The sequence below is a fragment of the Candidatus Glassbacteria bacterium genome (genome assembly GCA_019456185.1).
GTDB lineage: Bacteria > Gemmatimonadota > Glassbacteria > GWA2-58-10 > GWA2-58-10 > JAJRTS01.
In genome coordinates, this window is sequence record VRUH01000041.1 from 1 (window position 1) to 24,358 (window position 24,358).

A 24,358-nucleotide genomic window follows, 5' to 3' on the forward strand; every position below is an offset into this window, starting at 1 on the left:
CATCGGCGGCCAACTGGAAGGCAGGCCGCAGCTCAGCGGCCGGGCAGCCGAGTTCATCTCCGCCCACCCCGAAGCCCACCACCGGCAGGCCCTGATTCAGGTCCCCGACTGCGATTTCGGCGCTGTCCTCGGCGGCTTGCGGCCCCCACTGGCGGACCGTGTCGTAAATAAACGCGGATTCGAGCGCGGCACCGTCCCCACGGGCGTCGTCCAGCCCCCGCAGGATCGCCTCGATTACGCGGTTATGATCCAGTCCGCGGCGGATATGGGGCAGCGGAGTAAAGATGAATTCCACGTAGACAACATTCCGGCGGTCCAGGGCGTTGGCTATCCCACGGGCCGCCAGCCGGAAATCCGCGGGTTCGTCCAGAACGTCCATCACCCGTGAATAGGCTTTGAGGAAGCCCGGGAAATCATCGAAGCGGTAGAGGTCCTCCACGGCCCCCTTAGCGAATTTTCTCCCGGCGGACACCGCAGCCAGCATCTCCGGCCCGATACAACCTTCAAAATGCACGTGCAGCTCTATTTTAGGCAGTTTAGCCACTGTATCTGCCGCAGCCTCGGACATCGGCCTCTCCCCTTGCTTTAACTTTCCCGATCTTGCTTTCGGGTGCTCAATATATTAGTTTTGCTAAATTATTTGAACTATTTTTTAATCCTGGTATCAGGAAGATACCGTGATGGACGACCGGCTGCTGGAACAACTCGACCGGCAGGGCATGCTGCTGACCGACAGCGCGATGGGAACAATGCTGGAGCTCTCCGGGCTGGTCAGCGGCAGCGAGTGCGGCGAACTGTGGAATATCGATCCCGCTGGCCGGGAGAAGGTCATGGCGATTCACCGGGCCAATATCGAGGCGGGCAGCGACATCGTTATCGCCAATACGTTCGGGGCCAACCCGTTCAAGCTGGCCCATTACGGCGCGGACGGCAAGACCGAGGAAATCAACCGGGCGGCGGCCGAAATCGCGGTCGAGGCCTCGGCCGACAAAGCTGTCGTGGCCGGCGACATGGGGCCAAGCGGTGAAATCCTGGAAGAATGGGGCGGCGGCGCATCCAGGGATAAGCTGCGCGAGGGTTACGCCCGTCAGGCCCGCGGGCTGGTGGACGGCGGTGTGAGGATGATCGCGCTGGAGACTTTCATGGACGTGGAGGAACTGATTTGCGCGCTGGAAGCGGTTCGCGAGGCGGCCGATGATATCCCCGTGCTGGGTTCGATGACGTTCGCCGGTTCTCCCGGCGGGATAAGGACCATGTGGGGCCTGTCGCCCACCGAGGCGGCCCAGCGGATGGAAAGTGCGGGAGTGCAGATGGTGGGCGCCAACTGCGGTATGGGCAGTGAAGACATGCTGAAAGTAACCGCCGAGATGGCCCTGGCCACTGAATTGCCGGTCGCGGCGCAGCCGAATGCAGGTGCGCCGGAGGTTCGGGACGGGGTAACGGTTTTTCCGGAAACGGCACGGGAGACGGCCGCTTACGCCGTGCGCTTCAAGGAAGCCGGTGTACGCATCCTGGGAGGATGCTGCGGCAGTACTCCGGATTATATCGCGGCGGCCCGCTCCAATCTGGAGCTGTAAACCCGGCGCATAAATTCAGACAAATCGCGGCGGGAGTTGCAACTGTTTTGCGGAACAGACAGTTGCAGCTTCAGCCGGCTCAATCGGACTCCGCCCGTCTGTTTGCCCGCACGCTGTAGTGCTCTTCATAATCTACCTGGAAACAACGAGGTGTCACGGCTTTGCGAAAACCGGAAAGCAACGGATTCTGGGCCTCGGTCAAGCCCCTTGGAATATATCTCCAGCCCCACCGCAAATGGTTCACCATCGGGCTGCTCTTCGCGTTCCTGACCAATTCGCTGGGTATGCTTTCGCCCCTGGTGATCAAGCTCGGTATCGATGCTATCGAGAAGAACAGAGGCGTCAGGATCCTGCTGCTGGCGGTGGCCGGCGTTGTAGCGCTCACGGCCGTCCAGGGCGTGTTCCGTTTCCTGATGCGCAAAATCCTGATCGGGATCAGCCGGAAGATCGAGTACAAGATCAGGGCCGATCTGTTCGACCATCTCCAGACACTCTCACTCTCGTTTTACCAGCACTCGCGGATCGGGGATATTCTCAGCCGGGCCACCAATGATCTCAACGAGGTCCGCATGCTGCTCGGCCCGGCGATCATGTACACGTTCCAGACCCTGGTAACGATTCTGTTCGCCCTGCCGGTGATGATGTATATCGACTGGAAGCTGACCCTGCTCAGTTTTCTGCCGCTGGTATTTGTGGCCATGAGCTACAACAAGATCGGCGCCATGGTCCATGACCGCTCAAAACAGGTCCAGCAGCAGTTGAGCGAAATTACCGCCAGGGTTCAGGAAAACCTGAGCGGCATGCGGGTAATCAAGAGTTTCACCCGCGAGGAGAGCGAGATAGCCCATTTCGACGAGATGAACCGTGAATACCTGGACCGCAACATGAGACTGGTAATTGTCTCCGGACTGCTGCGGCCGCTGATGAGCCTGCTGGCCGCACTTTCGATGCTGGTGGTGATGGGCTACGGCGGCCTGCTGATTATCCGCGGGACGATAACCCTAGGCGATTTCACGGCTTTCCTGCTGTACCTGGGGATGATGTACTGGCCGATGATCGCGATCGGCTTCGTGCTGAATATCATCCAGCGCGGACGGGCCTCGCTGGGCCGGATCATGGAGATTTTCGGCACCGCCAGCGATATCGCCGACCCCGTCGAACCCTCACCGGAAATCACCGGAGCCGATTCCGTGCGCGGCGATATCTCGATCCGCCACCTGACTTTCACCTACCCGGGCAGCGAACAACCGGTATTGAAGGATATCTCGATTGACGTTCCGGCCGGGAGCACGCTGGCGGTGATCGGACCGGTGGGCTGCGGGAAAAGCACCCTGTTGAACCTGATCCCGCGACTGTTCAACCCGGAAAAGGGCAGCGTATTAGTGGAGGGCGTGGACGTGCTGGACTGGCCGCTCAAGCTGCTGCGCGGTTCGATAGCCGCCGTGCCCCAGGACACGTTTCTGTTCTCGGTCAGTATCCGCGACAATTTCGCCTACGGGCTTGAGTCCGATCCGGGCGAGAAGCAGATCAGGGAAGCAGTGCGGATGGCGGGGCTGGAGGACGATATCGCCGAGTTTCCCAACCAGATCGACACCCTGCTGGGCGAGCGCGGGATCAACCTCTCCGGCGGCCAGAAACAGCGGACAACTATCGGCCGGGCGCTGATGCTCGATTCGCCGATCCTGCTGCTGGACGACTGTTTCAGCAGCGTGGACACCCAGACCGAGGACCGGATTCTGCGCTCCCTGAGCCATTTCTCCGGCAGACGGACCACGCTGATTGTCAGCCACAGGATCAGCACGATCAAGCACGCTGACCAGATTGTGGTGCTGGAGGACGGCCGAACAACCCAGCGCGGCACCCACGAGGAGTTGCTGGCACAGGACGGCTACTACGCCTCGCTCTACGAGAAGCAGCTGCTCCAGGAGAGGATCGAGAGGATAAGTTGAGGGGCGACAGTTTCATAACCGAAGACAAGATAACCGGCAAGGCCTACGACTCGCGCCTGGCCCGCAGGCTGTACCGCTACCTGCGGCCCAACATGAAGTTTGTCGTGCTCGGCGCGATCGCCCTGCTGGCCAGCTCCGGCTGCCAGCTGATCGAACCCTACCTGGTCAAGGTCGGTATCGACCGCTACATACTGCCCGGCGACACAAAGGGACTGGTTGGCCTGCTGTGGATCTACCTGGCGGTGGCTCTCGGCGATTTCATCTTCAGTTTCATCCAGGCGTATATCACCAACTACCTGGGTCAGAAAACGATGTACAATCTGCGGATGGATATTTTCGGCCACCTGCAGAGGCTCTCCCTGCGCTATTTCGACCGCAACCCCGTGGGCCGGCTGGTTACCCGCGCCACCAGCGACGTGGAGGTGCTGAACCAGCTGTTTTCCACCGGCCTGGTTACCGTGATCGGCGACCTGGCGATGATTGCCGGGATCATGTTGGCGATGCTGCTGCTGCACTGGAAGCTGGCCCTGCTCATATTCAGTATCCTGCCGGTGCTGCTGGTGGTCACGTTCTATTTCCGCGGCAAGCTGCGCGAGGCGTTCCGGCTGGTGCGGGCCAGGATCGCGCGGATCAACGCGTTCCTCCAGGAAGCACTCAGCGGTATAAGCGTGATCCAGTTGTTCAACCAGCAGGATAAAACGCGGGACAAATTCGATGTACTTAACGCGGAAAACATGGACGCCCACCTCAATACCGTGTTCTACTACGCGCTGTTCTTCCCGCTGATGGAGCTGATCGGGGCGTTCGCCACCGCAATTATCCTCTGGTACGGAGGAGTGAACGTGATGGAGGGTACGCTGACCTTCGGGGTGCTGGTGGCCTTTATCCAGTACTCCGGGAAATTTTTCCGGCCGATCAGCGACCTTAGCGAGAAGTACAACATCTTCCAGGCCGCCGCGGCCAGCAGCGAGCGTATATTCAACCTGCTGGACACCCGGCAGATCATCCCCGAACCCGACAGCCCGGTGTGGCTGGACCGGGTGGAAGGCCGCGTGGAGTTCCGCGACGTGCAGTTCGCCTACAACGAGGGCGAACCGGTACTCAAAGGGGTCGGATTTACCGTGGAGCCTGGAGAGAAAATCGCGATTGTCGGGTCAACCGGCGCGGGCAAGACCACGATTATCAACCTGCTGGCCCGGTTCTACGATATCCGGGGCGGGGAAATCACAATCGACGGGACAGATATCCGTAAGCTGAGCAAGAAGATGCTGCGCCAGAATATCGGCATCGCCCTGCAGGACGTGTTCATTTTCAGCGGAACGGTCAAGAGTAATATCGCCCTGGGCGAGGACGACCCCTCGATGGAGCGGATACTCGAAGCGTCGAAAGCGATCGGCGCCCACGGGTTTATCAGCCGTCTGCCGGGCGGTTACGACCACGTACTCACCGAACGCGGCTCCACGCTCAGCGTGGGCCAGCGCCAACTGCTCTCGTTCACCAGGGTGATGTACACCAGCCCGAGTATCCTGGTGCTGGACGAGGCGACCAGCAGCGTGGACACCCACACCGAGCATGTGATCCAGGCTGCCCTGGAACGGCTGATCACCGGCCGCACCAGCCTGGTGATCGCCCACCGGCTCTCCACAATCCGCCACGTGGACCGGATCCTGGTGATGCACCACGGCCGGATTGCCGAAACCGGGACCCACGAGGAGCTGCTGGCCAGGCGAGGGATTTATTTCAACCTCTACCAGTTGCAGTACAGGGACCAGGAAGTTGCCCTGCCCGAGGCGTGAGGCGGGCGCAGGCATTATTGAATTCAGTCCGCCATAAAAAACACGCGAGGGGATGCCAGATAACTGGGCGGACACACGGGTCCGCCCGCTTTTGCCTGCTGTTCCAAGCAATACACTACCCGCCCTTCTCCTGCTCCTCGATCATCTTTTTCACCCGGTCCTTCAACTTATCCGACCGCTCGTGCAGCTTGTTGAAATCCTTCCCGTCCCGGGCATACCCCAGCGCCCGCCTGGCCCGCAGAGGTTCATCACGGTGCACGTAGATCCTGGCAGTCCAGTAATGGGCCCAGGGAATCACCCAGTCCGGGTTGATCGGGTTCGAGATCAGGATTTCATGCACCACCTGGAACGCCTCGTCCATCTTGAGCAAGTTCACCTTGCTCTCCACCATCCGCAGCCGGCTGATCTCGAAGACGACTTCGTCGTAGCTGGCGATCCTGTTGTTGACCTTGGCCAGAATCGAGCGGTAAACCGCCTCGGCCAGCACCCAGCGTTCCAGCCTGCGGTAGCTGTCGGCCAGTTCCAGCTGGACCACCGAATTATCGGGGAACAGGTTGTGCAGTTTCTCGGCCGTTTCGAGGTACTTCTGCGATGCGTTCTCATCGGCCATGTAAATATCCAGCAGCACGAGCATGGCCCAGAGCCGGGAATCCCCGTTCTGCCCGGAGATTTCCTCCAGAGTCGCGAGCCCCCGTTCCCGGTTGCCGCGGGGGATGGTGAGGGTGAACAGCACCACCCGCTGCCAGATAGAGCTTCCCCCCCAGGTGGCGTCGAAGATGGCCTGCGGCAGGCGCGCATTGATATCCTCGGGGAAATGCCCGGCCAGCTGATCGGCGACATCCTTGGCGCCGCGGGTTCCCCAGCGCGATGAGATCTGGTAGCCGCGCAGGGCGCGGAATCTGGCCTTGAGCACAGCTGCCAAAGCACGGTAGTAGAGCGCATGACCGTAGCGCGGCGATTTCTTGTCCACATTTTCCGCGTGCTCGATACAGGCGTCCAGCGATTCGATCAAGGAATTATCGTACATCCTGTTTTCGGGATTGCGGGCGATAAACCAGCCATAGCAGTTGGCCCGCAGGAGGTAGGCTGCGTAGTTGTCCGGCTGCTCGGAAATCAGCGTTCCCACACTCCCGAAACTTTCGACCGCCATTCCACTGCAATTGAGCCAGACCAGTTCACGGATTTGATTGTCGAGAAACGGCCCGGCTGCCAGCGAAACCGGCCCGGCCAGCATCAGCAGGACACCCGCCAAGGACAACCAGCCCGTGTTCCGGACCCGGTCACGCAGACGGCATCCTGTCATCCTGACCGGCAGTTTGCATCTGGGGAGCATCGTATCTCCGGCTGAATTCCAGTCCATGCTGACTTAACTGGTTAATCCTGCGGCCGTTAACCCAAGCCGGGGTAAACCGTGTCTGGCCGGGGTCTGTACCCGCGAGGTGCGAGAAAGTGTCGCCTGGAGCAAAGATAAACGCTAAAGCGAAAAAAACAACTCGTGCGCGGGCAGTTATCGTTTGTTTTGCGGCCGGGATCAGTTATCGGATACCGCTGAAGGGCTGCTAAGAGTGGAGTACACCTGCCGAGGGAGGAAGTTCCCGTCAGCCGGTCGGATGGGGTTTTATTCGGCTTCCGGACTTTCGGTTCTGATTACGACTTCGCGGGTGCAGCGGAAGCCCACGTCGCTGTAAAGCTGGTCTAACTCACCTGCTCCGCGGAATGCTCCGCGGGTATAGTCGCCGGTGGTTTTGAACGATCCCCCGCGTTGTATCTTGTAATAACCGCGCGGGAAATACAGCAGTTCATAATCATAGCTTTCATAGGGTTCGAGCCGGTCCTCGACCCACTCCCAGACATTGCCGGCCAGGTCCATCACTCCGTATTCGTTGGTGCCGTTGACGTAGCTGCCGACAGGCATGGTGGTCCCCTTGCCGCTCTCCTTTGCGTTAGCCCTGTGGGGATAAAACTGATCTCCCCAGGGCCACTGGAACCCGTTGGCGCCGCGCGCGGCTTTCTCCCATTCGCGTTCGGTAGGCAGGCGCTTGCCGATCCAACCCGCATAGGCCTTGGCATCAAGCCAGGAGACATAAACAACCGGGTGGTCGCCCTTACCCTCGGGATAGGTGCCGTTCTGCCACATCAGCGGCGGGCTGTGGTCCGTGCCGGCGACAAAGTCGCGGTACTGGCGGTTGGTTACCTCGTAGCGGTCGATCAGGAATGAATCGAGATAGACCCAATTCTTGGGCAGTTCCCTGTTCAGCATATTGTTGCTCGAGAAATCAACTTTAACCTCGCCGATTTCCCGTTCGCTGCTGCCGCGGCTGAATTCCCCGGCCGGAATCATCACCATGTCGGCCTTGCTGATATTCTCTCTGCGCTGCATCGCTATCGAATCGTCGGGGAAGATATCCAGCAGCTTGAGATAATAAACCAGCGCTCCAGTCCAGTCCCGCTGCCTGTACTTTTCCTCCGCCACCGTGATATAATAGCGCGCCTGCTCCAGCCGCTTGCGGGCCTGGAGGCTTTCCTGGTCGATCTGGCGCTGCTGCTCGGCTTCGAGCGCGGCTCTCTGCCGCCTGATCCGGCGCAGGTCGGCCAGGAGCCGCTGCATATCGCGGCACAGCTCGATTCCCTCGGTGGCGGCGAGGTCGTTATACATATGTCGGTCGAGAATCCACTGGTAATAACGAATCGCCTTATCGAACTGGCCGTTCTGGTAGTACTGATACCCGATCGAATAGTAATAATCCGGCGGACGGCCCGGTTCAATGTCCACCAGGACAACCTCGCTCTCCACGTCGATCAGATCGATAATGTCCCAGATCAGCGGGTAGATCCGCTCCTGGGAGGGATCGATTTTCCTGATCCTGGCGTAATAGATCAGCGCGTATGTGAAATAGCCGTTATAGCTTTCCTGTTCGGCCCATGCATCGTAGTTGCGACCCATCTGACGCTTGAGTTCCTGGGCCAGCCTGTTGCCGGGATCGCGCTGGAGGAGCTCGTTGCAGACATTCAGGCAGTTGGCGCTGTCGGGTTCGGTGTAATGCTTGGCGGCGAAATAGTTGCGCGCGGCTTCCTCCAGCTCGGCGACAACGTCCACCCGCTGCAGGGAACGCGGACTGACAGTACCATCGATATCGACAAACTGCCCCACTCTGACACTGTCGGTCAGCTGTTGGGTAATCCGTGCCAGACAGCTTTCGTCCTCCACGCCGATTACCTGGATCCGCGCCACGTTAACTGTCTGCTTTTCCTCGTCGAACTTGAACACCCGGCCGCGCAATCCCTGGCGCACACCGTGAAGGGAGCCGAGATTGATCGCGACCACCTCGCCCATGATACCCGTCACCTTGCCCAGGCGGCTGCCTGCCGGCAGGGGACTTGTCGGCCCGGCTATCAGAAGAGCGAGTAACAGCCAGGGCGCGTATTTAGTCATCCCGTTGAGTTTCATGGCGACGCCGTTATTCCTGGTTCAGCTCCAGGTATTCGTTCTCGTAGAACTTATCCCACAAAGTGATTTCGTATTCCTTGCGTTTAACCGGTTTGGTACTGTCGTCCTTGACCGCCTTCTTACCCAGTTCCACCATTTTTACCAGCATCCGGAACTTGGCCTGACGCTCGGTAATCTCCTTATCGGCCAGGGCGTGACGGTAGCGGTTGTGGGCCATGCGGAACCAGGCTTTTTCCTTTTCCGGAGGCATGCCCTCCTCAACCTCCACCTCTTCCACTGATTCATCTTCCTGATTAACCGGCTGCTCCTCAGGTTTCTTTTTCTCCGGCCCGGTTTTTTCCCCGGCCTCGGCAGGCTTGTCCTCGAGACCGAGGATCATTTCCAGACCTTCGCCCTCGTCGTCCTCGTCGATATGGTACTCCACGGGTCCGGCGGTCAGCAGCTCGATCACTTTTTCCAGCTGCGGGATGCCGATCCCTTCCCTGACCAGATCGACCAGCAGGTTGAAATCGACTTTTCTGCGGACCAGCGGCAGGCGGTGGTCGAGGATCAGTTCCTTGCAGCGCAGCTTGCGCTCCCGCTCCAGCCGGTTTTTATGCTGATGGCGGCGCAGCCAGATCCAGCCGGCGAACAACAGCAGGACCAAGGCGCCGAATGTCCACATTTCAGTCGTGTCCATTGTCATCGCCGACCTCCGCGCTCTGGTGGCCCGTGTTGCCGGCCGCCGTAACTCCATCGGGCCGCTTGCTCTCGATATAATTGTGCAGCAGTCCGGCCAGCCTGCTTCCGACCTCGGCGTTGAACGGCAGAGTAAGCCGGTATGTGCCCGCCGCGGACTTAATGACCAGTTGACCCAGCAGCATCGTACCGCTGCCGGAGACGGTATCGGTGGCGATATCCTCCACAACCGCATATTCGAGCCTGTCGGTCCGGTGGCGGCCCAGTTCGATCAGCAGTGCATCCGAGCCGACTCTTACGCCGCAGCGGGTTGTGTAGTCTTCGTTCTCGCCGCTGGATATGTACTGGACAACCGCGGCCCGCCCCAGCCATCGCGGCCTCGGCAGGGCGAGCATCTCCAGGTTGCCGTTATCACCCATCTCGCCTCCGGGCGGAATAAACTTTTCAAGCTTCAATTCCCGCAGACCATCAAGCAGTTCCTGCTCTGGTTTCGCCGATTCGTCCTCCTCGTCATCTGCCTCACCGGCTGCTCCCATACCACCTTCCTGCTCCTCGCCGTCGCCATTAAGTTTTTCGCCGCAGTTGGGGCATTCCGGTGTTTCCGGACTCAATTCCAGGCCGCAGAAACTGCACTTGACCGCTGCTGGATCGGGCTTCTTATTCTCTTCATGAACTTCAACTTCCTCGGCAGTTATCTTCATAGCCGATGGTATCTGCGGAGCCAAACTCAATTCAATAACCTCATCCTCCGCCGGTTCGTCCTCCCGATCTCCGGTTTCCTCGGCTGCCGGCTGTTCGGTGGCGGCCTCCTGAGGTGTCTCCTGTACCGGAGTTTGAGCGGGGCTCTCATCTTCTATTATATCGGCTGCCGGCGGCTCCATCGTAAATAATTGGCCGGATACATGCTCTGCCGGCGACTGTTCCTCCTCGGCCGCCCGTGATTCATCCTGAACCCTGTCCTCGCCGTCGAGAATAAATCTGAGCGCGCGCTGGAGGTTTGCTCCCGGATCATTATGGCCGCCCTCAGCGAATGATTCCGCTGTTTCCGTATCCGCCTCCGCGGCTGGGTCATGCTGTTCGGGGGCCGCTTTTTCCGCCGGCTCATCCACAACGGGAACATCAGCAGAATCACCGGGAGCTGAAACATCCTGCGCTTGAAAATCTTCCTGCACGGTGAACGGCTCTTCGGTGAAAGCGGCGGATTGCGGCATCTCCGCCTCTGTTTCTTCCACCTGCCCCGCTTCGCTTCCCTCCAGCATCGAATTCCCGCAGTGCGGGCAGAAAGTCGCTTCCGGCTGCACGGTTTCCCCGCAGGAGCGGCATGGGATTGAGTTTTTTTCCGGTTCTGATATTACCGGCCGCCGGTTTTCTTCCTTCGAGTTGAACGACGTCAGGAAATGGTAATAGTGATATGTCCCGTCCGTGCGGTTCATGTCGCTGGTGGCCTGGCTGACCGAGACGAAATCCACCTGATCGGAAAAGCGGCTGTGGGCGATCACCAGCGAAAGGTCCGCGACCGAGCAGATCACCCTGGGGCAGCCTTTCGAATAGTTATAGATCCCCACGAACCCGTCCTCACTGAACATCTCGCGTTCCTGAGGATTGCCCGCCATCCTCAGGCGATACCGGATCAGTTCCCTGGTGTCGTCCATGTCGAGGTTGCTCAGGAAAAAACGTACGGGCAGGCGCTGGTGGAACTCGGGCATCGCGCGGATGGCCTCATCCAGCGGCTTCTGACCCGAGAAGATAAACGTCAGCAGGAAAGCGTCCGAAACACAGAAGTTGAGCAGGATTCGCAGCTCCTGCAGCAGATCGGGACGGTGGCAGAGCATCTGCCCCTCGTCGAGCATCACCACGCATTTCTCGCCCTCCTGATGGCGTTTCAGCAGAAAAGCGCGCAGTTCATTGAGCACGATCAGCTTGTCTGTTGTGTTGGAGCCGACTCCCAACTGGCGGGCGATCTCGCTGACCATCTGGTTGACGGTCAGGGTGGGATGGTCGATAAACACTATCCGGCAGCGGCCATTGTAATAATCGCTCAACTCGCCGCGAAGCCGGGCCAACAGGCTGGTTTTGCCGTCTCCCGCGTTCTCGCTGACCAGTAATGCCCCACCCTTGTTGGAGACCACGGCGTACTTGAGACGAATCAGCCCCTCCTGGTGCTGACGGCTCATGTACAACATCTCGGGGTCCGGGGTCAGCGAAAACGGGGGCTTGTTCAAGCCCCAGTATTTAAGATATTCTGGCAGCATCGGTTCGCCGTCCGGCAGTCGTCCTTAAGGGACACTGAATCCTAATATTCTGGATTTCAGACAGTTAGTACAACAAATCCACCTATTTTATCCCAGATTGGCGGCTGCTGTCAAGCGGGCTGTTATCAATCGATTTGCGCATCCGTTCCACGAACTGGCGGTCGCATTCCCGTGAGCGGGTACGCTCTCCCAGCAGTGAAAACAGGTGGACGCAGGACAACAGGACTTCCGGGCTTGAAGACATATTGCACTCCTGAAGAGAGGTTCGGCATGAGATATCCGCAATCTTCATGCCAGTCAGAGCCGTCGCAACGCTTTTCCGCTTTTTACTGTTCATAGCTGGTGAATGCGTGTCGTTATCTCCTTGTCTCAGCCGCTCGCGGGATGTATAATTAAACGTCCGGTCGTATTGCCCAAACAAGTAAAACTATGAGGAATTAGATGAGCGACTCCCCTCTCTCTGTTGCCAGCAGCCAGGTGAAAAGCGCTGCGGATGAGAAGCAGGTATTGAATAACCTGCTGAAAATCCTGGTATCCAAGCGAGAGATAACCGAAAAGGATCTGGAAACTGTCCTAGAGATCACTATCCAGAAACTGGTGGAACTGGTCCAGGCCCAGGCGATTACGATTTACACGGTTGGCGACGACAACCTGATCCATTTTACGCATGCCTATTTCAGCGAGATGCTCTACAAGGGCGACAAAAAGCTGAAAAGCGCGTTCCAGAAAAAAGCCGACCACCTCCGCAAGCTCAAGCTGAAACGCGGTCAGGGTATCGTGGGCAAGGTGATCGAAACCTCCGAAACCTATATTTCGCTCGATACGCAGAACGACCCGAATTTCTTCAGCGGAGTTGACAAGGAAACTAATTTCCAGACCAAGAGCATGATCACCGTGCCGCTGATAACCGACGAGGTGATCGGCGCGGTGCAGATAATCAACAAGAACCCGCCCGATGGTCCCGAGATGTTCAACGAAAAGGACCGCCAGATTCTCGAGGAAGTCGCCGACTATTCGGCGAAAATCATCCAGAAAGTCCACAAGCCCGAAATCAAGATGACCGACACGGAGCTGGCCTACTACCTCAGCCGGCTCACCGATCACGAGTATTTCAAGATCGAGGACGATTTTGTGCCCGACGATAAGCTGATGAACCTCGTGGGCGAAAAGAACCTGAAAAAGTTCCTGATCCTCCCGATCAAGAAGATCGGTACGCAGTCGGTGGAGATCGCGATCAGCAACCCGGTGGATTTCGAGCGGATCGACAATTTCCGCTGGGCCACCAAGCTCGAAGTTGCTAAAATCGTGGTCAGCGCCGAGGCGCGGATCAAGAAGGTGATCGACGGGCTGTTCAAGAGCGAAGGCTCGGATATCGACGAGGTGGCCGCGCTGGTGGGCAGCGAGTACGGCACCGACGACGTGGAATCGGTTCAGCTCGACGAGGATGTCGATGAGGAAAGCACGCCGATCGTCCAGCTCGCCAACCGGATTATCGAGGACGCCTACACCCGCGGCGCCAGCGATATCCACGTGGAGCCGTTCGAGAAAGAGGTGCTGGTGCGCTACCGGGAGGACGGTATCTGCCGGGTGGCACTCAAACTGCCGCCCAACTCGCTCAGGGCGCTGATCAGCAGGCTCAAGATCATGTCCGGGCTGAATATCGCCGAGCGCCGGCTGCCCCAGGACGGCCGGATCAAGTTCAAGGAATTCACCCGCACCGGCATCGATATCGACCTTCGCGTGGCAGTGGGTCCGATGGTGTTCGGGGAAAAAGTGGTGATGCGCATCCTGGACAAGACCAGCACTTCGGTATCGCTGGACAAGATGGGATTCTCCGATTACAACCTCAAAATTTACGAAAAGATGATCAAGAGCCCATACGGCATGATCCTGCACGTGGGCCCCACCGGAAGCGGTAAAACCACCACTCTCTACGCCGCGCTGAACATGATCAACGATCCGGCGATCAATATCCAGACAGCCGAGGACCCGGTGGAGTACCAGCTGTTCGGGATCAACCAGATGCAGATGCGGCGGGAGATCGGCCTTACTTTCTCCGTGGCCCTGCGCTGTTACCTGCGGCAGGACCCCGACGTAATCCTCGTCGGTGAGATCCGCGACCTCGAAACCGCGGAAATCGCTATCGAGGCCTCGCTGACCGGCCACCTGCTGTTCAGCACCCTGCACACCAACGATGCGCCCGGCACGGTGACCCGTTTCCTCGATATGGGTATCCAGCCGTTCCTGGTTTCGAGTTCGCTGCTGGTGGTCTGCGCCCAGCGGCTGCTGCGCAGGCTGTGCCCCAAATGCAAGCAGGAGTACTCTCCCAATGACGAGGAGCTGCAGATGCTCGACGAGTACGCCGACGGGGCCACGCTGTTCAAGGCCAAGGGCTGCGACGCCTGTAACGGCAGCGGCTACAAGGGCAGGATCGGCACGCACGAGATCCTGATCATGAACGATGCGATCAAGGAACTGGTGCTCAAGAGCGTTTCCAGCGATGAAATCCGTGAAGCCGCGCTGGCAAACGGGATGATCCCGACCTTCAAGGACAGCCTGGGTAAAGCAGCACAGGGGATCACATCCACAGAGGAAGTCATGCGGGTGGTGCGGGCCTGAACAGGCCCGGAATCCGGTGAGAACAGCAAAGACCGCGTACGCTTATTGCCTGGACCTTTCGTCCAGCAGTTGCAGTACGCGGTTTTCGATTTGCGATGCGACTTCTTCTTTGGGCCGGGCCGAATCGATCACGACAATCCGCTCAGGCTCGATAGACGCTAACCTGAGAAAAGAGTTTCTGACTTCTTCGTGAAATTTATCTCCCTCCCGTTCGATCCGGTCAATATTTATGCGCTGATTGTCACTCGGCAGATGCAGCGACAGAGTTACCTGCTCCTCGAGGATCGCCCTTTCCTTGTTGCTTTTCGGCTCCATCCGTTTAAAGCCCAAGTCCGGGGTCAAATCGAGCAGAAAAGTGATATCTGGACGGGTACCGCTTATGGCAAATTCATTGAGCGCTTTGACTGTCTCGAATTCGATCCCTCTTGCCCCACCCTGGTATGCGTATGTGGAGTGGTAGAACCTGTCCGAAATAACAATTTTTCCCGCCGCCAGATTCGGAATAATTATTTCCTGCACCAGCTGCGCCCTGGCCGCAAGGAACAGCAACAGTTCAGTTTCCTGCGAAAGCTCTTTGTGCTCTTTCTCCAGAACGATACTTCTGATCCGCCCGCCGATTTTCGTACCGCCAGGGTCGTGAGTCTCGACTACATCGTATCCTTTTGCTTTTAGCTTTTTTCCCAAAATACCGATCTGCGTACTCTTGCCTACTCCCTCGCCACCCTCGACAGTGATGAAAATGCCTCTTTTCATAACTCCTCGATCATACTCAAAGAAAAACTAATTGTCGTCTTCCAGCGGGATGCCGTGGCCGGCCTTGTACACGTGGACTATCCGCTGGATCATGGTCAGGTTGGATACGATGGCGAGAAACCAGATCACGATATAGAGCATCAGGTGTCCCAGGATCGCCCCGAAGCCGAGATAAACTACCCGCTCGGGGCGCTGGAACAGGCCCACGCTGCAGGTGATCCCCAAGGCCTCGGCTTTCGAGCGGCAATAGCTGACCATCAGCGAACCGATAATCGCGGCGAAGATCACCCAGACCATCTCTATCCGGGCGCTGTCCAGATACAGGTACAGCAAGCCCATGTACACTATCATATCCGACAGGCGGTCCATGGTGGAGTCGAAAAACGAGCCGAACTTGCTGCTCGAACCAGTGGCGCGGGCCACCTTGCCGTCAATGATATCGAAAGTGCCGCTGAAAAGCAGGATAGCCCCGGCCCACTGCACCTCATCGATTGCAAACGCCAGCGCTGCTCCCACGGTAAAGAAGAACCCGATCGTGGTCACCAGGTTAGGCGATACGCGGTGGCGGATACAGAAACGAATCAGCGGGCTGATCAGGTCGATGTACCAGTGTATAATCAGCTTAGGAGTGAATCTCATCGTCCGGTTCAGCCTTCGAGCAGGGCGTCCAGTTTACCTTGCAAGGCGGACTCGCTGACAGCGCCAATCGAGACGTCGGCCGGCTGACCATCCTTGAAGAAAATAACCGTGGGAATGCTTCTGATTTCGAACTTCTGCGCCGTCTTGGGGTTTTCGTCCACATCGACCTTGTAAACGGCTACTTTAACGTCATTTGCGGCGGCGAACGAATCGAGCGCCGGAGCCATGTGCAGACACGGACCGCACCACGGAGCCCAGAAATCGACAACCGTAATCCCGGAGGAATCAGTCACCTTTTCATCAAAAGAGTCATCACCGACCGGCTGAGGTTTGTTCTCGGCCATAACCCACCACCTTTCTGCGGAAATATATACCTGTCACCAAACCCGGCAAATTGAGCTTGATTATGGATATCCGTGCAAAAACTCGTCCGGAACAGGTTCATATTATAATAAACAGTCCGGTCAAAAGCAATCCTAACCACACCCGATTAAGCACTTGCGCCGCTGCGAGCATTGACAAAGATATTCTGTCCCTGTTATGATATAACTACGGGCGGAAAGACATTCAAGGAGTCATAAATTCTATCCGCGGGCGGGAACAGGAGGGAGCGGGAGCCTTTCGTTATATAAATTTTACTATAACTACACCACAAGTGAAATAATATGCTGGTACGACTGGAGCAGATCTCGCCCCGGCTCGGGGATTTGGACTATAACTTTGAACAATGCCGGAAGCTGGCGGCAGACGCCGCCGGGGACGGGGCCGACCTGATCGTGTTCCCGGAGCTGGCCCTCAACGGCTACCTGCTCAAGGACATGGTTTCGCTCACCGGCTTGGAGCGGGATGACCCGAAAATCAAGGAACTGATCCGCTTGAGCGGCAAAATATCGATCCTGATCGGACTTGTGGAGCACGGCAGCGACCATTTTTACTACAACAGTGCCTTCTACCTGGAAAACGGCGAACTGGCCGGCTGCCACCGCAAGGGCCACCTGCCCACCTACGGTATGTTCGACGAGGGCCGGTATTTCAGCCCCGGCAACCGGACCCGGGCGATAAGTACGAAATTCTGCCGGTTGGGAGTCTTGATCTGCGAGGACGCCTGGCACCCGGTTAACCCGTATATCCTCAGCCAGGACGGCGCGCAGCTGCTGGTTGTGATTTCCAACAGCCCGGTGCGGGGGATGAGCGAGACCGGAATGTTCCGCAGTGTCGAAAACTGGCAGTGCATTAACCGCTCCTATGCCCTGCTCTACTCGGATTTCCTGGTCTATGTCAACCGCGCCGGCTGCGAGGACGGGATAAGCTTCAGCGGCAGTTCCCACGCACTGGACCCGCACGGCGATCTGATAGCCGAGCTGCCGTTCCTGGAACAAGCCGGAGCAACTGTAGAAATCGATCTCGATGAACTCTCGCGGGCCAGGATCGGATCGCCGATCCTGCGCGACGAGAAATTTCTGGCGAGCCTGAATGAACTTGACCGGATCAAAAAAGAATCCTTTGGCGGTTAACTGCCCGGAAGTCGTGAAAGTACTGAGCGGTTTTATCCGTATTGAAGTACAAAAAACAGGCTTCGAGAAAGTTGTCCTGGGGCTTTCCGGCGGTATCGATTCCAGTCTGTCCGCCGCGCTGGCGGTTGATGCGCTGGGTGCCGATAACGTGTACGGTGTGATGATGCCCTACAAAAACTCCAACCCGGACAGCCTGGGCGACGCCACCGTGCTGGCCGAAAAGCTGGGGATCGAAAGCAGGACGATGGAGATCACCCAGATGGTCGAGCCGTATTTCAAGACGGCGGCCGGGATCGACAACATGCGCCGGGGCAACGTGATGGCCCGCCAGAGGATGATCGTGCTCTACGACCTCTCGGCGGAAATCAGTGCGCTGGTACTGGGCACCAGCAACAAAACCGAGTACCTGCTGGGCTACAGCACCCTGTGGGGAGACAGCGCGTGTGCTCTCAATCCCCTCGGCGATCTCTACAAGACCCAGGTCTGGAAGCTGGCCCGGTTTCTTGAACTGCCGGAGCGGATTATCAGCAAGAAACCCAGCGCAGATCTGTGGACCGGCCAGACGGATGAAGAGGAGCTCGGATTCACGTACAAGGAAGCCGACGAGGTGCTGGCCCTGCTGGTAGACTGCAGGATGAAAACCGAACAGGCCGCCGCGCGCGGCCACGATGAGCAATTTGTCGACCGGATCATGCGGATGGTGCGCCAGACACAATACAAGCGCCATCTGCCGCTGATCGCCAAACTGAGCAACAGGACAATCAACAGGGATTTCCGATTTCCCAGAGACTGGGGTCTCTGAATCCCGCCTTACACCAGGGGGGGAGGTTTAAATGCCTATGACATTACAGGTCATAATCGCGGTGGCGCTTTCGATAATCGCGATTTACTTTCTTGTGCTCACGGCCCTTACTATCGTCGCGTACCTCAAAATCAGAGCGCTGCAGCGTTACGTCAATTCCGTGGTGCGAGACAGGCTGGACCAGAGCCTCGAGCACCTGAAAAACATCAGCGAGCGGGTGGAGGAAGTCGCCGACAGTACCGCCGGAAAGGTCGAAGACCTGACCGGTATTCTGCCGGAGCTGCGCGATAAGCTGGAGGAACTGATCGATCTGCTCGATCTCGTTCAGGAAAAACTGAGAAGCCCCCTGCTGAATATCGTTTCCGCGGTTAAAATCTTCTCCGACAAGGTACATCGCTGGATGTAAAACAATTTTGCCTGCCCTTAACTTATTAAGGAGGATCAGGATGACGAACAGTGATTACGGACCATTCTCGGTAATCAAAGCCTTTGTCATGGGAGCGGTGGCGGGAGCCGGAGTTGCGCTGCTGTTCGCTCCGTTCTCAGGCGAGGAGACGCGTAAGAAGATTACGGACAAGAGCGACGAGACTTTGAAGTCGGTCAAGGACAGCAGCGACCTGATGTTGAAGAAAAGCCACGAGATGCTGGACGAGGGCAAGAAAGCGGTGGACTCACTCAAGGGCGAGCTGGGTAAAGTGGTTGATGAGGGCAAGAAGTCGCTGGAGACTATCCGCGAGGAGATCAACAAGTTCGTCGAGGAGAGCAAGGACTCGATGAAAAAGACGGTCAAGGAAGAGATGGCGGCGCTGGAAGAGGAACTGGCCGGCAAGAAAAAGACCGGCACCCGTTCTCGCCGCACGAGCAGCAGAAGTGCCAAAAAAAGCTGACCGGGATTTTAACGCTGAATAAAAAAGCCGCCGGAACCTGTTGGTTCCGGCGGCTTTTTTATTTTTTACAGTACCGCTCAGCGCTTACTTCAGCATGATCATCTTACGGGTAACATTGTACTCGGAAGAGATGAAGCGATAGAAGTAAACGCCGCTGCTGACCTGGCGGCCGTAGTTGTCGGTGCCATCCCAGAAGACGGAATAGGTACCGGCGCCCTTCATACCCTTATCCAGAGTCCTTATCAGCCTGCCGCGGATGTCGTAGACGTTCAGCCTGAACTGGACGCTGCCGGCATCGTCGGGGATCTGATAATTGATCGTGGTCGAAGGGTTGAACGGGTTCGGGTGGTTCTGCAGCAAGCTGAAATCCTTGGGCAGAGACGCACCGGGACCAACGCCCTCGCCATCGTTGGGCACACGGAAATCCAGGCTGGCGGTCGCACCTATGGACTCGACACCGAGCATGCTGCCATCAGCGGCGGTAAGCTGGACACCGCCGAGTCCCAGTGCCAGGTCGACCGTAGGTCCACCAGGCGCCGGTACCGTAAAGGCGCTGCTATCGATGTCGAAAACCACGTGGAACAACTGACCGTTACCGGCGGCGATAGAACCACCCGCGACCGGCGAATAAGCGATCACGTGAACGTAGCTGCCGCTGTCGTTGGCAGTCACAACCCAGCCGTCGGCGCGGTCGACGTGCAGCACGATATCGGAAGACAGCGAAAGGATGTCTTCCTGACCGGCGGGCTCCGTAATATAGAATTCGACCGCCGATACTGCCGAGGCGTTCTTCAACACGACAGGCACGTGCAACTGGCCGTCGATGATGATTGCCGTACCCTCGCCCACCATGTCAGCCAGGGAAAGAGTATCGCCGAACGAGAACGAGAGTTCGGTGGCCCCAACCGGCGGAGCGATCTGGCTGCCCACGGAAGTGCCCGCCATATCCTTCAGGTCCACCGTGCTCAGTGCGACCGAGGCCGTAACTCCGGCCCCCACGCTGGCCACGTCGAACAGCAGCGTGCACAGGCCGCCCAAACCACCGGGACCGATGCTGGCGCCGCTGAAGTTGATTGTGGCCTGCTTGTCGGAGACAGCAACAGCGGCCAGAGCCGTGCTGATATCCGCAATCACGGGAGCAGCGAAAGTGGCCCCGACGGCCCTGGCGCCGGCCGTAACCGATCGCAGGGTCAGGACCGAACTGGGATAGGTAACGACAAAGCTACCGCTACCAACCGAGTCCTTGTTGGCAACCTGAACGGCCACGGAAACACCGCCGCCGCTGGCCGCGCCCTGAGTGGCAACCATCTGCAGATAGTTGTTGTCAGGGATTTCGGCAACAATGATCGAATTGGTGCTGAAGTACGGCAGACCTTCGAATGCTGGTCCGTCCACCGGAAAAGGCTGAATACTTAGGCCATCCTCTTCCAACGTCAATTCGTACGTGCCCTCGGGGAAATCTGCCGGGACATTAATGTACAGCTTGGCGAATGGTCCGACTGCCGCAGGATCGATACCGCCGAACTCCGGAGGCAGGGTCCTCAAGTAGAGATCGATATTGGCGTTCAGAATGATAACACCCATCGTTCCGACACCGGTGGTTTCATCCAGGCTAATCTGCACCAATGGGCTGGTAGCTACATCCGCCAATATCTTGCCGTACCCCTCAGTCCACTCGTAAGCCCAGGTCCCTGGGTCCGTCGGCATGGTGCCTTCGGCCAGATCAACCCCCACGTCGGTGGTTACCATGCCTGCTGGCAAGCCAGAAGCAACCAGAATGAAGCCGCCGGAGCTTTCGGAGTGGAACCTGGCGTCCACGGTGACAGTCAGCACCTCTCCTGGCTCGACCGAGGAGAAATTGACCGTGATGGAATCGGGCAACTGCTGTGCCGCCAGGTAGGCAATGTTGAACAAGACAAGTACTATTCCGAGGAATAGTATCTTAATAATTTTCATATCACTTTCCCCCTGATGAGCTTATTAAAGAAGCGAAGCCCGCTCGGGGACCCGCGCCGTATACGGCGCGGGTCCCGTCGCCGTGGCTCGTCTACTTCACAATTACCATCTTTCTCATCGCCGAAAACTCACCGGCACTCATTCTGTAGAAGTACACACCCGAAGAAACGCGCTGTCCGCTGGAGGTGGTGCCGTTCCAGTTAACAGTGTAATCTCCGGACTCCTTGAACTCATCCACCAGGGTAATAACTTTCTGTCCACGGACGTTGTACACAACGATCTGAACCTGCGCCGCCTCGCCCTCGGAGACCTGATACTTGATCGTGGTCGAGGGGTTGAACGGGTTCGGGCTGTTCTGGGACAGAGAATGGGCCTTAGGCAAGGCTATCCGGCTTACCTTGGCAGCCTCGATATGCACGTTTCCGTCACGGTCGGCCATTTCAACCAGTTCCAGGTTCAGGCCGGCGGACTCATAGTCCGTGTCACGGAAAGCGACACTGAACAGGTTGCCGACCTCGGCCGGAATGAACCCGCTCAGGTTGATGATGTCGACATACAGCCGTCCATCGGCGACAACCTTCTTGATCATCATCTTGCCGACCATCGAAGGCGCCAGGCTCACATCCTCCAGCTGATACATGCTGTCAAAGCTGAAGGTGAAGCGTGCCGCCACAATCTCGAAGTCGGTCTTGAGATCGATCAACGCCGCGCCGTCGGAGATCCGGTAGCTGGTAGCCACCGCATCCTGCACCGCCGCCAGCATGCTCGAAGGCAGAGGCTGGGCGAGCAGCTCGGCGATCAGCTCTGCCAGGATTTCGAACGGTACCATCTCTTCCATATTGATATAGTACCAGATGTCGCCGATATTCGTCTCGCCGTCACCGTTCAGGTCGTTGTCCGCCAGCACGACAACGGCAATGGAGCCACTGGCGGTCAACACCGTAACATCATTGCCTTCCGTGTCGGAGAGCGAAACATCGCTCAGCGTCAGGGCTAAAGAAGCGCCCGCGGCCGCGGAGCTATCGACCGTGAAGTTGAGCACGGCGAGTGCCTTGACTGTACTGCTTGCCAAGACCGGGTTGGTGAGGCTGGAGTCGAGCATGTCGATTATCAACTCGCCCGCGGCGTTAGCCGCAGCGATATCGACCGCAACCACGGGTGCCAGACCTGCGACATTCGCGCCCGGCGTGATATCGGTCAGCACCAGCATGGTGTTGTCGAACGACACCTTGAAGCTGACGCCGGCGATATCGTCCTCCGTGTTGGTCAGCGCGACCACGGGCATTGCCACACCGCCGGGACGCGCCGTCCGGTTACGGACCCTGACCTCGGTAAGCGAAACAACGCCGCCGGGAGACACCGGGCCGACAGTTACCACGTCACCCATGTTACCGGCAAGATCGGCAACCATGAAGTCGTAGTAATAGGCGACTCCCTGGGTGACATTGACGTCCTCGTAGGAGTCAGTAGCGCCGGGAACCGGAGTATCCTTTGTGACAACCGTCACGGTATCCGTCCCGTCCCGACGCACGATCTTGACATAGTCCAGGTCCGAGGCGGTCGGGTTGCGCCAGCTGAGCGTGATCGAGTTGGGGTTTTCATCCGCCACGACATTGCTGACCGCGCCGGGCGGAATGATATCCGAAACCACCGCGACAAAGCCGGCGATGCCGGTAGGACTGTACTCGACCGGATCCCAGTTCTCGTCCCTGCCGGCCAGCAGGCCGGAAGGAGTCAACCACGTGGTATCGCCGGTGGACAGCGTGGAATCAAGATCGAAGCCGATTGTCAGCAGCTCCCTGTTGGCGCTTCCGCCGGCAATCATGTTATTGATGTCCGATATATCGAACAGACCGATCTTGATGCTGTCGCCGGCAACGGTAATATCGGGAGTCGGAGCGGTTCCGGTCCAGATATCCTCGTTGACCGCAACAGAGCCGACCACGTACGTAACCTGCGTGGTATCGTATTTGACCACGATCTCGGTTGAGAAAATGTCTTCCTGGCTCGTCAGCAGAATGCTGACAGGGACACTTTTCGCTCCGGGAGCGGCGGCGCGGCTCTTAACTTCAAGCTCATAGGGAGACAGCACGCGGAACGCACCCTTGGTGATCGACGTGATAGTGATCTGCGTCAGATCGTAGTTCTCATCACGAACGGCAAGGATGCCGGAGGCGTTGATGCTGTCGTATCCCGCCGCCGCACTGACCTTGACGCCCAGAACAGCGCTGAACAGAAGACGTTCAGTGTTGCTTCCGGGAATGCTGTCGGTAGGGATTACAGGCAAGGCGACAACCTTCAGGCTGCTGTCGGTGACGGTGACAGAAACAGTGGCGCCGCCGGCATAAACAGCACTGCTGAAGGTCACGTCCCCAGTCGAGGCCGTGAAGTTGTCCTTGTCAAAGAACAACTGGGCCTCGACCGCGGCGACAGTCTCCGCGGAACGCAGGTAGACATTGACGGTATCCGAGCCGCCCTGCGGAGCGACGGCATCGCCAACCCGCAGGCTGTACTTGCTCTGGATGTTGATATTACCGGCAACCAGATTAGGAGCATTGTCCACGAAATCATAATCCGGCGGACCGGTAGTTGTAACTACTGTCGTACTTGTGCTAAGAGTCAGCGGATTGGACGCTGTCTCCGACGCGCTGTCCGCCGTTACAAAATAAACCTTGGCGATCGCGCGTGAAGTGTTGGAGATCGGTATAGTGGCGATTGAACCCGTTAAGATCGCCACTTTAACCGAATCGCCGTAATCGGTCACCTCGGGGGGCGACGCTTCTCCGCCCACATACAGGTCGCTGATCTCGACCGAGTCGCCGTAAACAACCTGGGAACTGTCGTAAGCGATCGTAAACTCGATGCTGACGAGTTCCCGGCCGTTCGACAGGTTGACGCCAACCGGCGTCAACACGCCAGGTCCGGCATCGACCGAATCAACCGACATGTTAAACAGGCTCTGGACGACGAACGTACCGGATGTAAGTGAGGTAACGACAACCGTAACCGGATCGTAATTCTCGTCGACACCAAAGAAGGTACCACTCGGAGTAATCGTGTAACTCCCGACCGCAACCGAAGAGTCGACCTCGAAGATAACCGAGAACAGCTTCAGGGCCGAACTGCTTTGCGGCACTACCTGAGTGGGATCACCACTCAGAGAGAGAAGCGCCACTTTTATGGTTCCGGCGGCAGTATCCACAGCTACTACAGTACCCCAACTAGGATCCCATGCAGCCTGATTCACGATGACACTGGCCTCGGTCGTGGAGAGCTTCGTCTTGTCGTAACTGAGCGTAATTTCGGCGCCTGGGTAGCTGTCGTCGGTCGTGACCAGCACGTCCACCGTATCGCTGCCCCCCGGAAACGCCTGTGCATCAGCTACGGCAATCGCATCCACTGCAAGAGCATTGCCACCAGTGAAAATAAGCAGTGCGGCAAGCAATCCCACAAGGCTTGATAGCCTCTTAAGTTTCATATCCTAACCT

General features: G+C 57.8%; 18 protein-coding genes. 8 read left to right on the forward strand and 10 right to left on the reverse strand.

The window, feature by feature from the left end:
• The coding region (locus tag FVQ81_13340; GenBank protein ID MBW7997532.1) for a hypothetical protein at window positions 1–568 on the reverse strand (568 nt) is incomplete at its 3' end.
• A 112-nt stretch (window positions 569–680) separates the two neighbouring features.
• Here FVQ81_13340 and FVQ81_13345 point away from each other — a divergent pair.
• The 3 genes from FVQ81_13345 (at window position 681) to FVQ81_13355 (ending at window position 5,322) form a co-directional block, all read left to right on the forward strand.
• Entirely contained in the window at window positions 681–1,577 is an 897-nt protein-coding gene (locus tag FVQ81_13345; GenBank protein ID MBW7997533.1) for a methionine synthase, read from the forward strand.
• A gap of 161 nt (window positions 1,578–1,738) precedes the next feature.
• The gene (locus tag FVQ81_13350) at window positions 1,739–3,526 is read left to right on the forward strand and encodes an ABC transporter ATP-binding protein (protein ID MBW7997534.1); all 1,788 of its coding nucleotides are present in this window, start codon (window positions 1,739–1,741) and stop codon (window positions 3,524–3,526) included.
• 92 nt (window positions 3,527–3,618) lie between these two features.
• Window positions 3,619–5,322: an ABC transporter ATP-binding protein gene (locus FVQ81_13355; protein MBW7997535.1), complete on the forward strand. Its 1,704-nt coding sequence runs from the start codon at window positions 3,619–3,621 to the stop codon at window positions 5,320–5,322.
• A gap of 115 nt (window positions 5,323–5,437) precedes the next feature.
• Here FVQ81_13355 and FVQ81_13360 read toward each other — a convergent pair whose 3' ends face one another.
• The 4 genes from FVQ81_13360 to FVQ81_13375 form a co-directional block, all read right to left on the reverse strand.
• Window positions 5,438–6,655, reverse strand: a complete 1,218-nt coding sequence (locus tag FVQ81_13360) for a hypothetical protein (GenBank protein MBW7997536.1) — start codon at window positions 6,653–6,655, stop codon at window positions 5,438–5,440.
• A 285-nt stretch (window positions 6,656–6,940) separates the two neighbouring features.
• Window positions 6,941–8,770 carry a formylglycine-generating enzyme family protein gene (locus FVQ81_13365; GenBank protein MBW7997537.1) on the reverse strand — a complete coding sequence of 610 codons (1,830 nt, stop codon included), beginning with the start codon at window positions 8,768–8,770 and terminating at the stop codon, window positions 6,941–6,943.
• A gap of 10 nt (window positions 8,771–8,780) precedes the next feature.
• Window positions 8,781–9,455 carry a hypothetical protein gene (locus FVQ81_13370; GenBank protein MBW7997538.1) on the reverse strand — a complete coding sequence of 225 codons (675 nt, stop codon included), beginning with the start codon at window positions 9,453–9,455 and terminating at the stop codon, window positions 8,781–8,783.
• Complete coding sequence (locus FVQ81_13375; protein ID MBW7997539.1) at window positions 9,436–11,700, reverse strand: zinc-ribbon domain-containing protein; 2,265 nt, start codon at window positions 11,698–11,700, stop codon at window positions 9,436–9,438. The genes FVQ81_13370 and FVQ81_13375 overlap by 20 nt, the downstream gene beginning before the upstream one ends.
• A gap of 441 nt (window positions 11,701–12,141) precedes the next feature.
• Between FVQ81_13375 and FVQ81_13380 the strand changes: the two genes are divergently transcribed.
• Complete coding sequence (locus tag FVQ81_13380; GenBank protein ID MBW7997540.1) at window positions 12,142–14,319, forward strand: GspE/PulE family protein; 2,178 nt, start codon at window positions 12,142–12,144, stop codon at window positions 14,317–14,319.
• Window positions 14,320–14,361: 42 nt separating this feature from the next.
• Here FVQ81_13380 and tmk read toward each other — a convergent pair whose 3' ends face one another.
• Genes tmk through trxA form a run of 3 tightly spaced genes read right to left on the reverse strand, consistent with a single transcriptional unit; the run spans window position 14,362 to window position 16,055 of the window.
• Entirely contained in the window at window positions 14,362–15,072 is a 711-nt protein-coding gene (tmk, locus tag FVQ81_13385) for a dTMP kinase (protein ID MBW7997541.1), read from the reverse strand.
• Window positions 15,073–15,099: 27 nt separating this feature from the next.
• Window positions 15,100–15,711, reverse strand: coding sequence for a CDP-alcohol phosphatidyltransferase family protein (locus FVQ81_13390; GenBank protein MBW7997542.1), 612 nt, complete (start codon window positions 15,709–15,711; stop codon window positions 15,100–15,102).
• A gap of 8 nt (window positions 15,712–15,719) precedes the next feature.
• A complete protein-coding gene (gene trxA, locus FVQ81_13395) occupies window positions 15,720–16,055 on the reverse strand; it encodes a thioredoxin (protein ID MBW7997543.1) in 336 nt (111 codons plus the stop codon).
• Between the two features lie 321 nt (window positions 16,056–16,376).
• Between trxA and FVQ81_13400 the strand changes: the two genes are divergently transcribed.
• From FVQ81_13400 to FVQ81_13415, 4 genes are read left to right on the forward strand one after another with little or no spacing between them, the layout of a single operon-like run.
• Window positions 16,377–17,225, forward strand: coding sequence for a hypothetical protein (locus tag FVQ81_13400; protein MBW7997544.1), 849 nt, complete (start codon window positions 16,377–16,379; stop codon window positions 17,223–17,225).
• A complete protein-coding gene (locus tag FVQ81_13405; protein ID MBW7997545.1) occupies window positions 17,185–18,027 on the forward strand; it encodes an NAD+ synthase in 843 nt (280 codons plus the stop codon). The genes FVQ81_13400 and FVQ81_13405 overlap by 41 nt, the downstream gene beginning before the upstream one ends.
• A 31-nt stretch (window positions 18,028–18,058) precedes the next feature.
• The gene (locus FVQ81_13410) at window positions 18,059–18,433 is read left to right on the forward strand and encodes a hypothetical protein (GenBank protein ID MBW7997546.1); all 375 of its coding nucleotides are present in this window, start codon (window positions 18,059–18,061) and stop codon (window positions 18,431–18,433) included.
• 40 nt (window positions 18,434–18,473) lie between these two features.
• Entirely contained in the window at window positions 18,474–18,914 is a 441-nt protein-coding gene (locus FVQ81_13415) for a YtxH domain-containing protein (protein ID MBW7997547.1), read from the forward strand.
• 84 nt (window positions 18,915–18,998) lie between these two features.
• On the opposite strand, the gene FVQ81_13420 is transcribed toward FVQ81_13415, so the two are convergent.
• Window positions 18,999–20,870 carry a T9SS type A sorting domain-containing protein gene (locus FVQ81_13420; GenBank protein MBW7997548.1) on the reverse strand — a complete coding sequence of 624 codons (1,872 nt, stop codon included), beginning with the start codon at window positions 20,868–20,870 and terminating at the stop codon, window positions 18,999–19,001.
• A gap of 91 nt (window positions 20,871–20,961) precedes the next feature.
• Window positions 20,962–24,348, reverse strand: coding sequence for a T9SS type A sorting domain-containing protein (locus FVQ81_13425; protein MBW7997549.1), 3,387 nt, complete (start codon window positions 24,346–24,348; stop codon window positions 20,962–20,964).
• Window positions 24,349–24,358 lie beyond the last annotated feature (10 nt).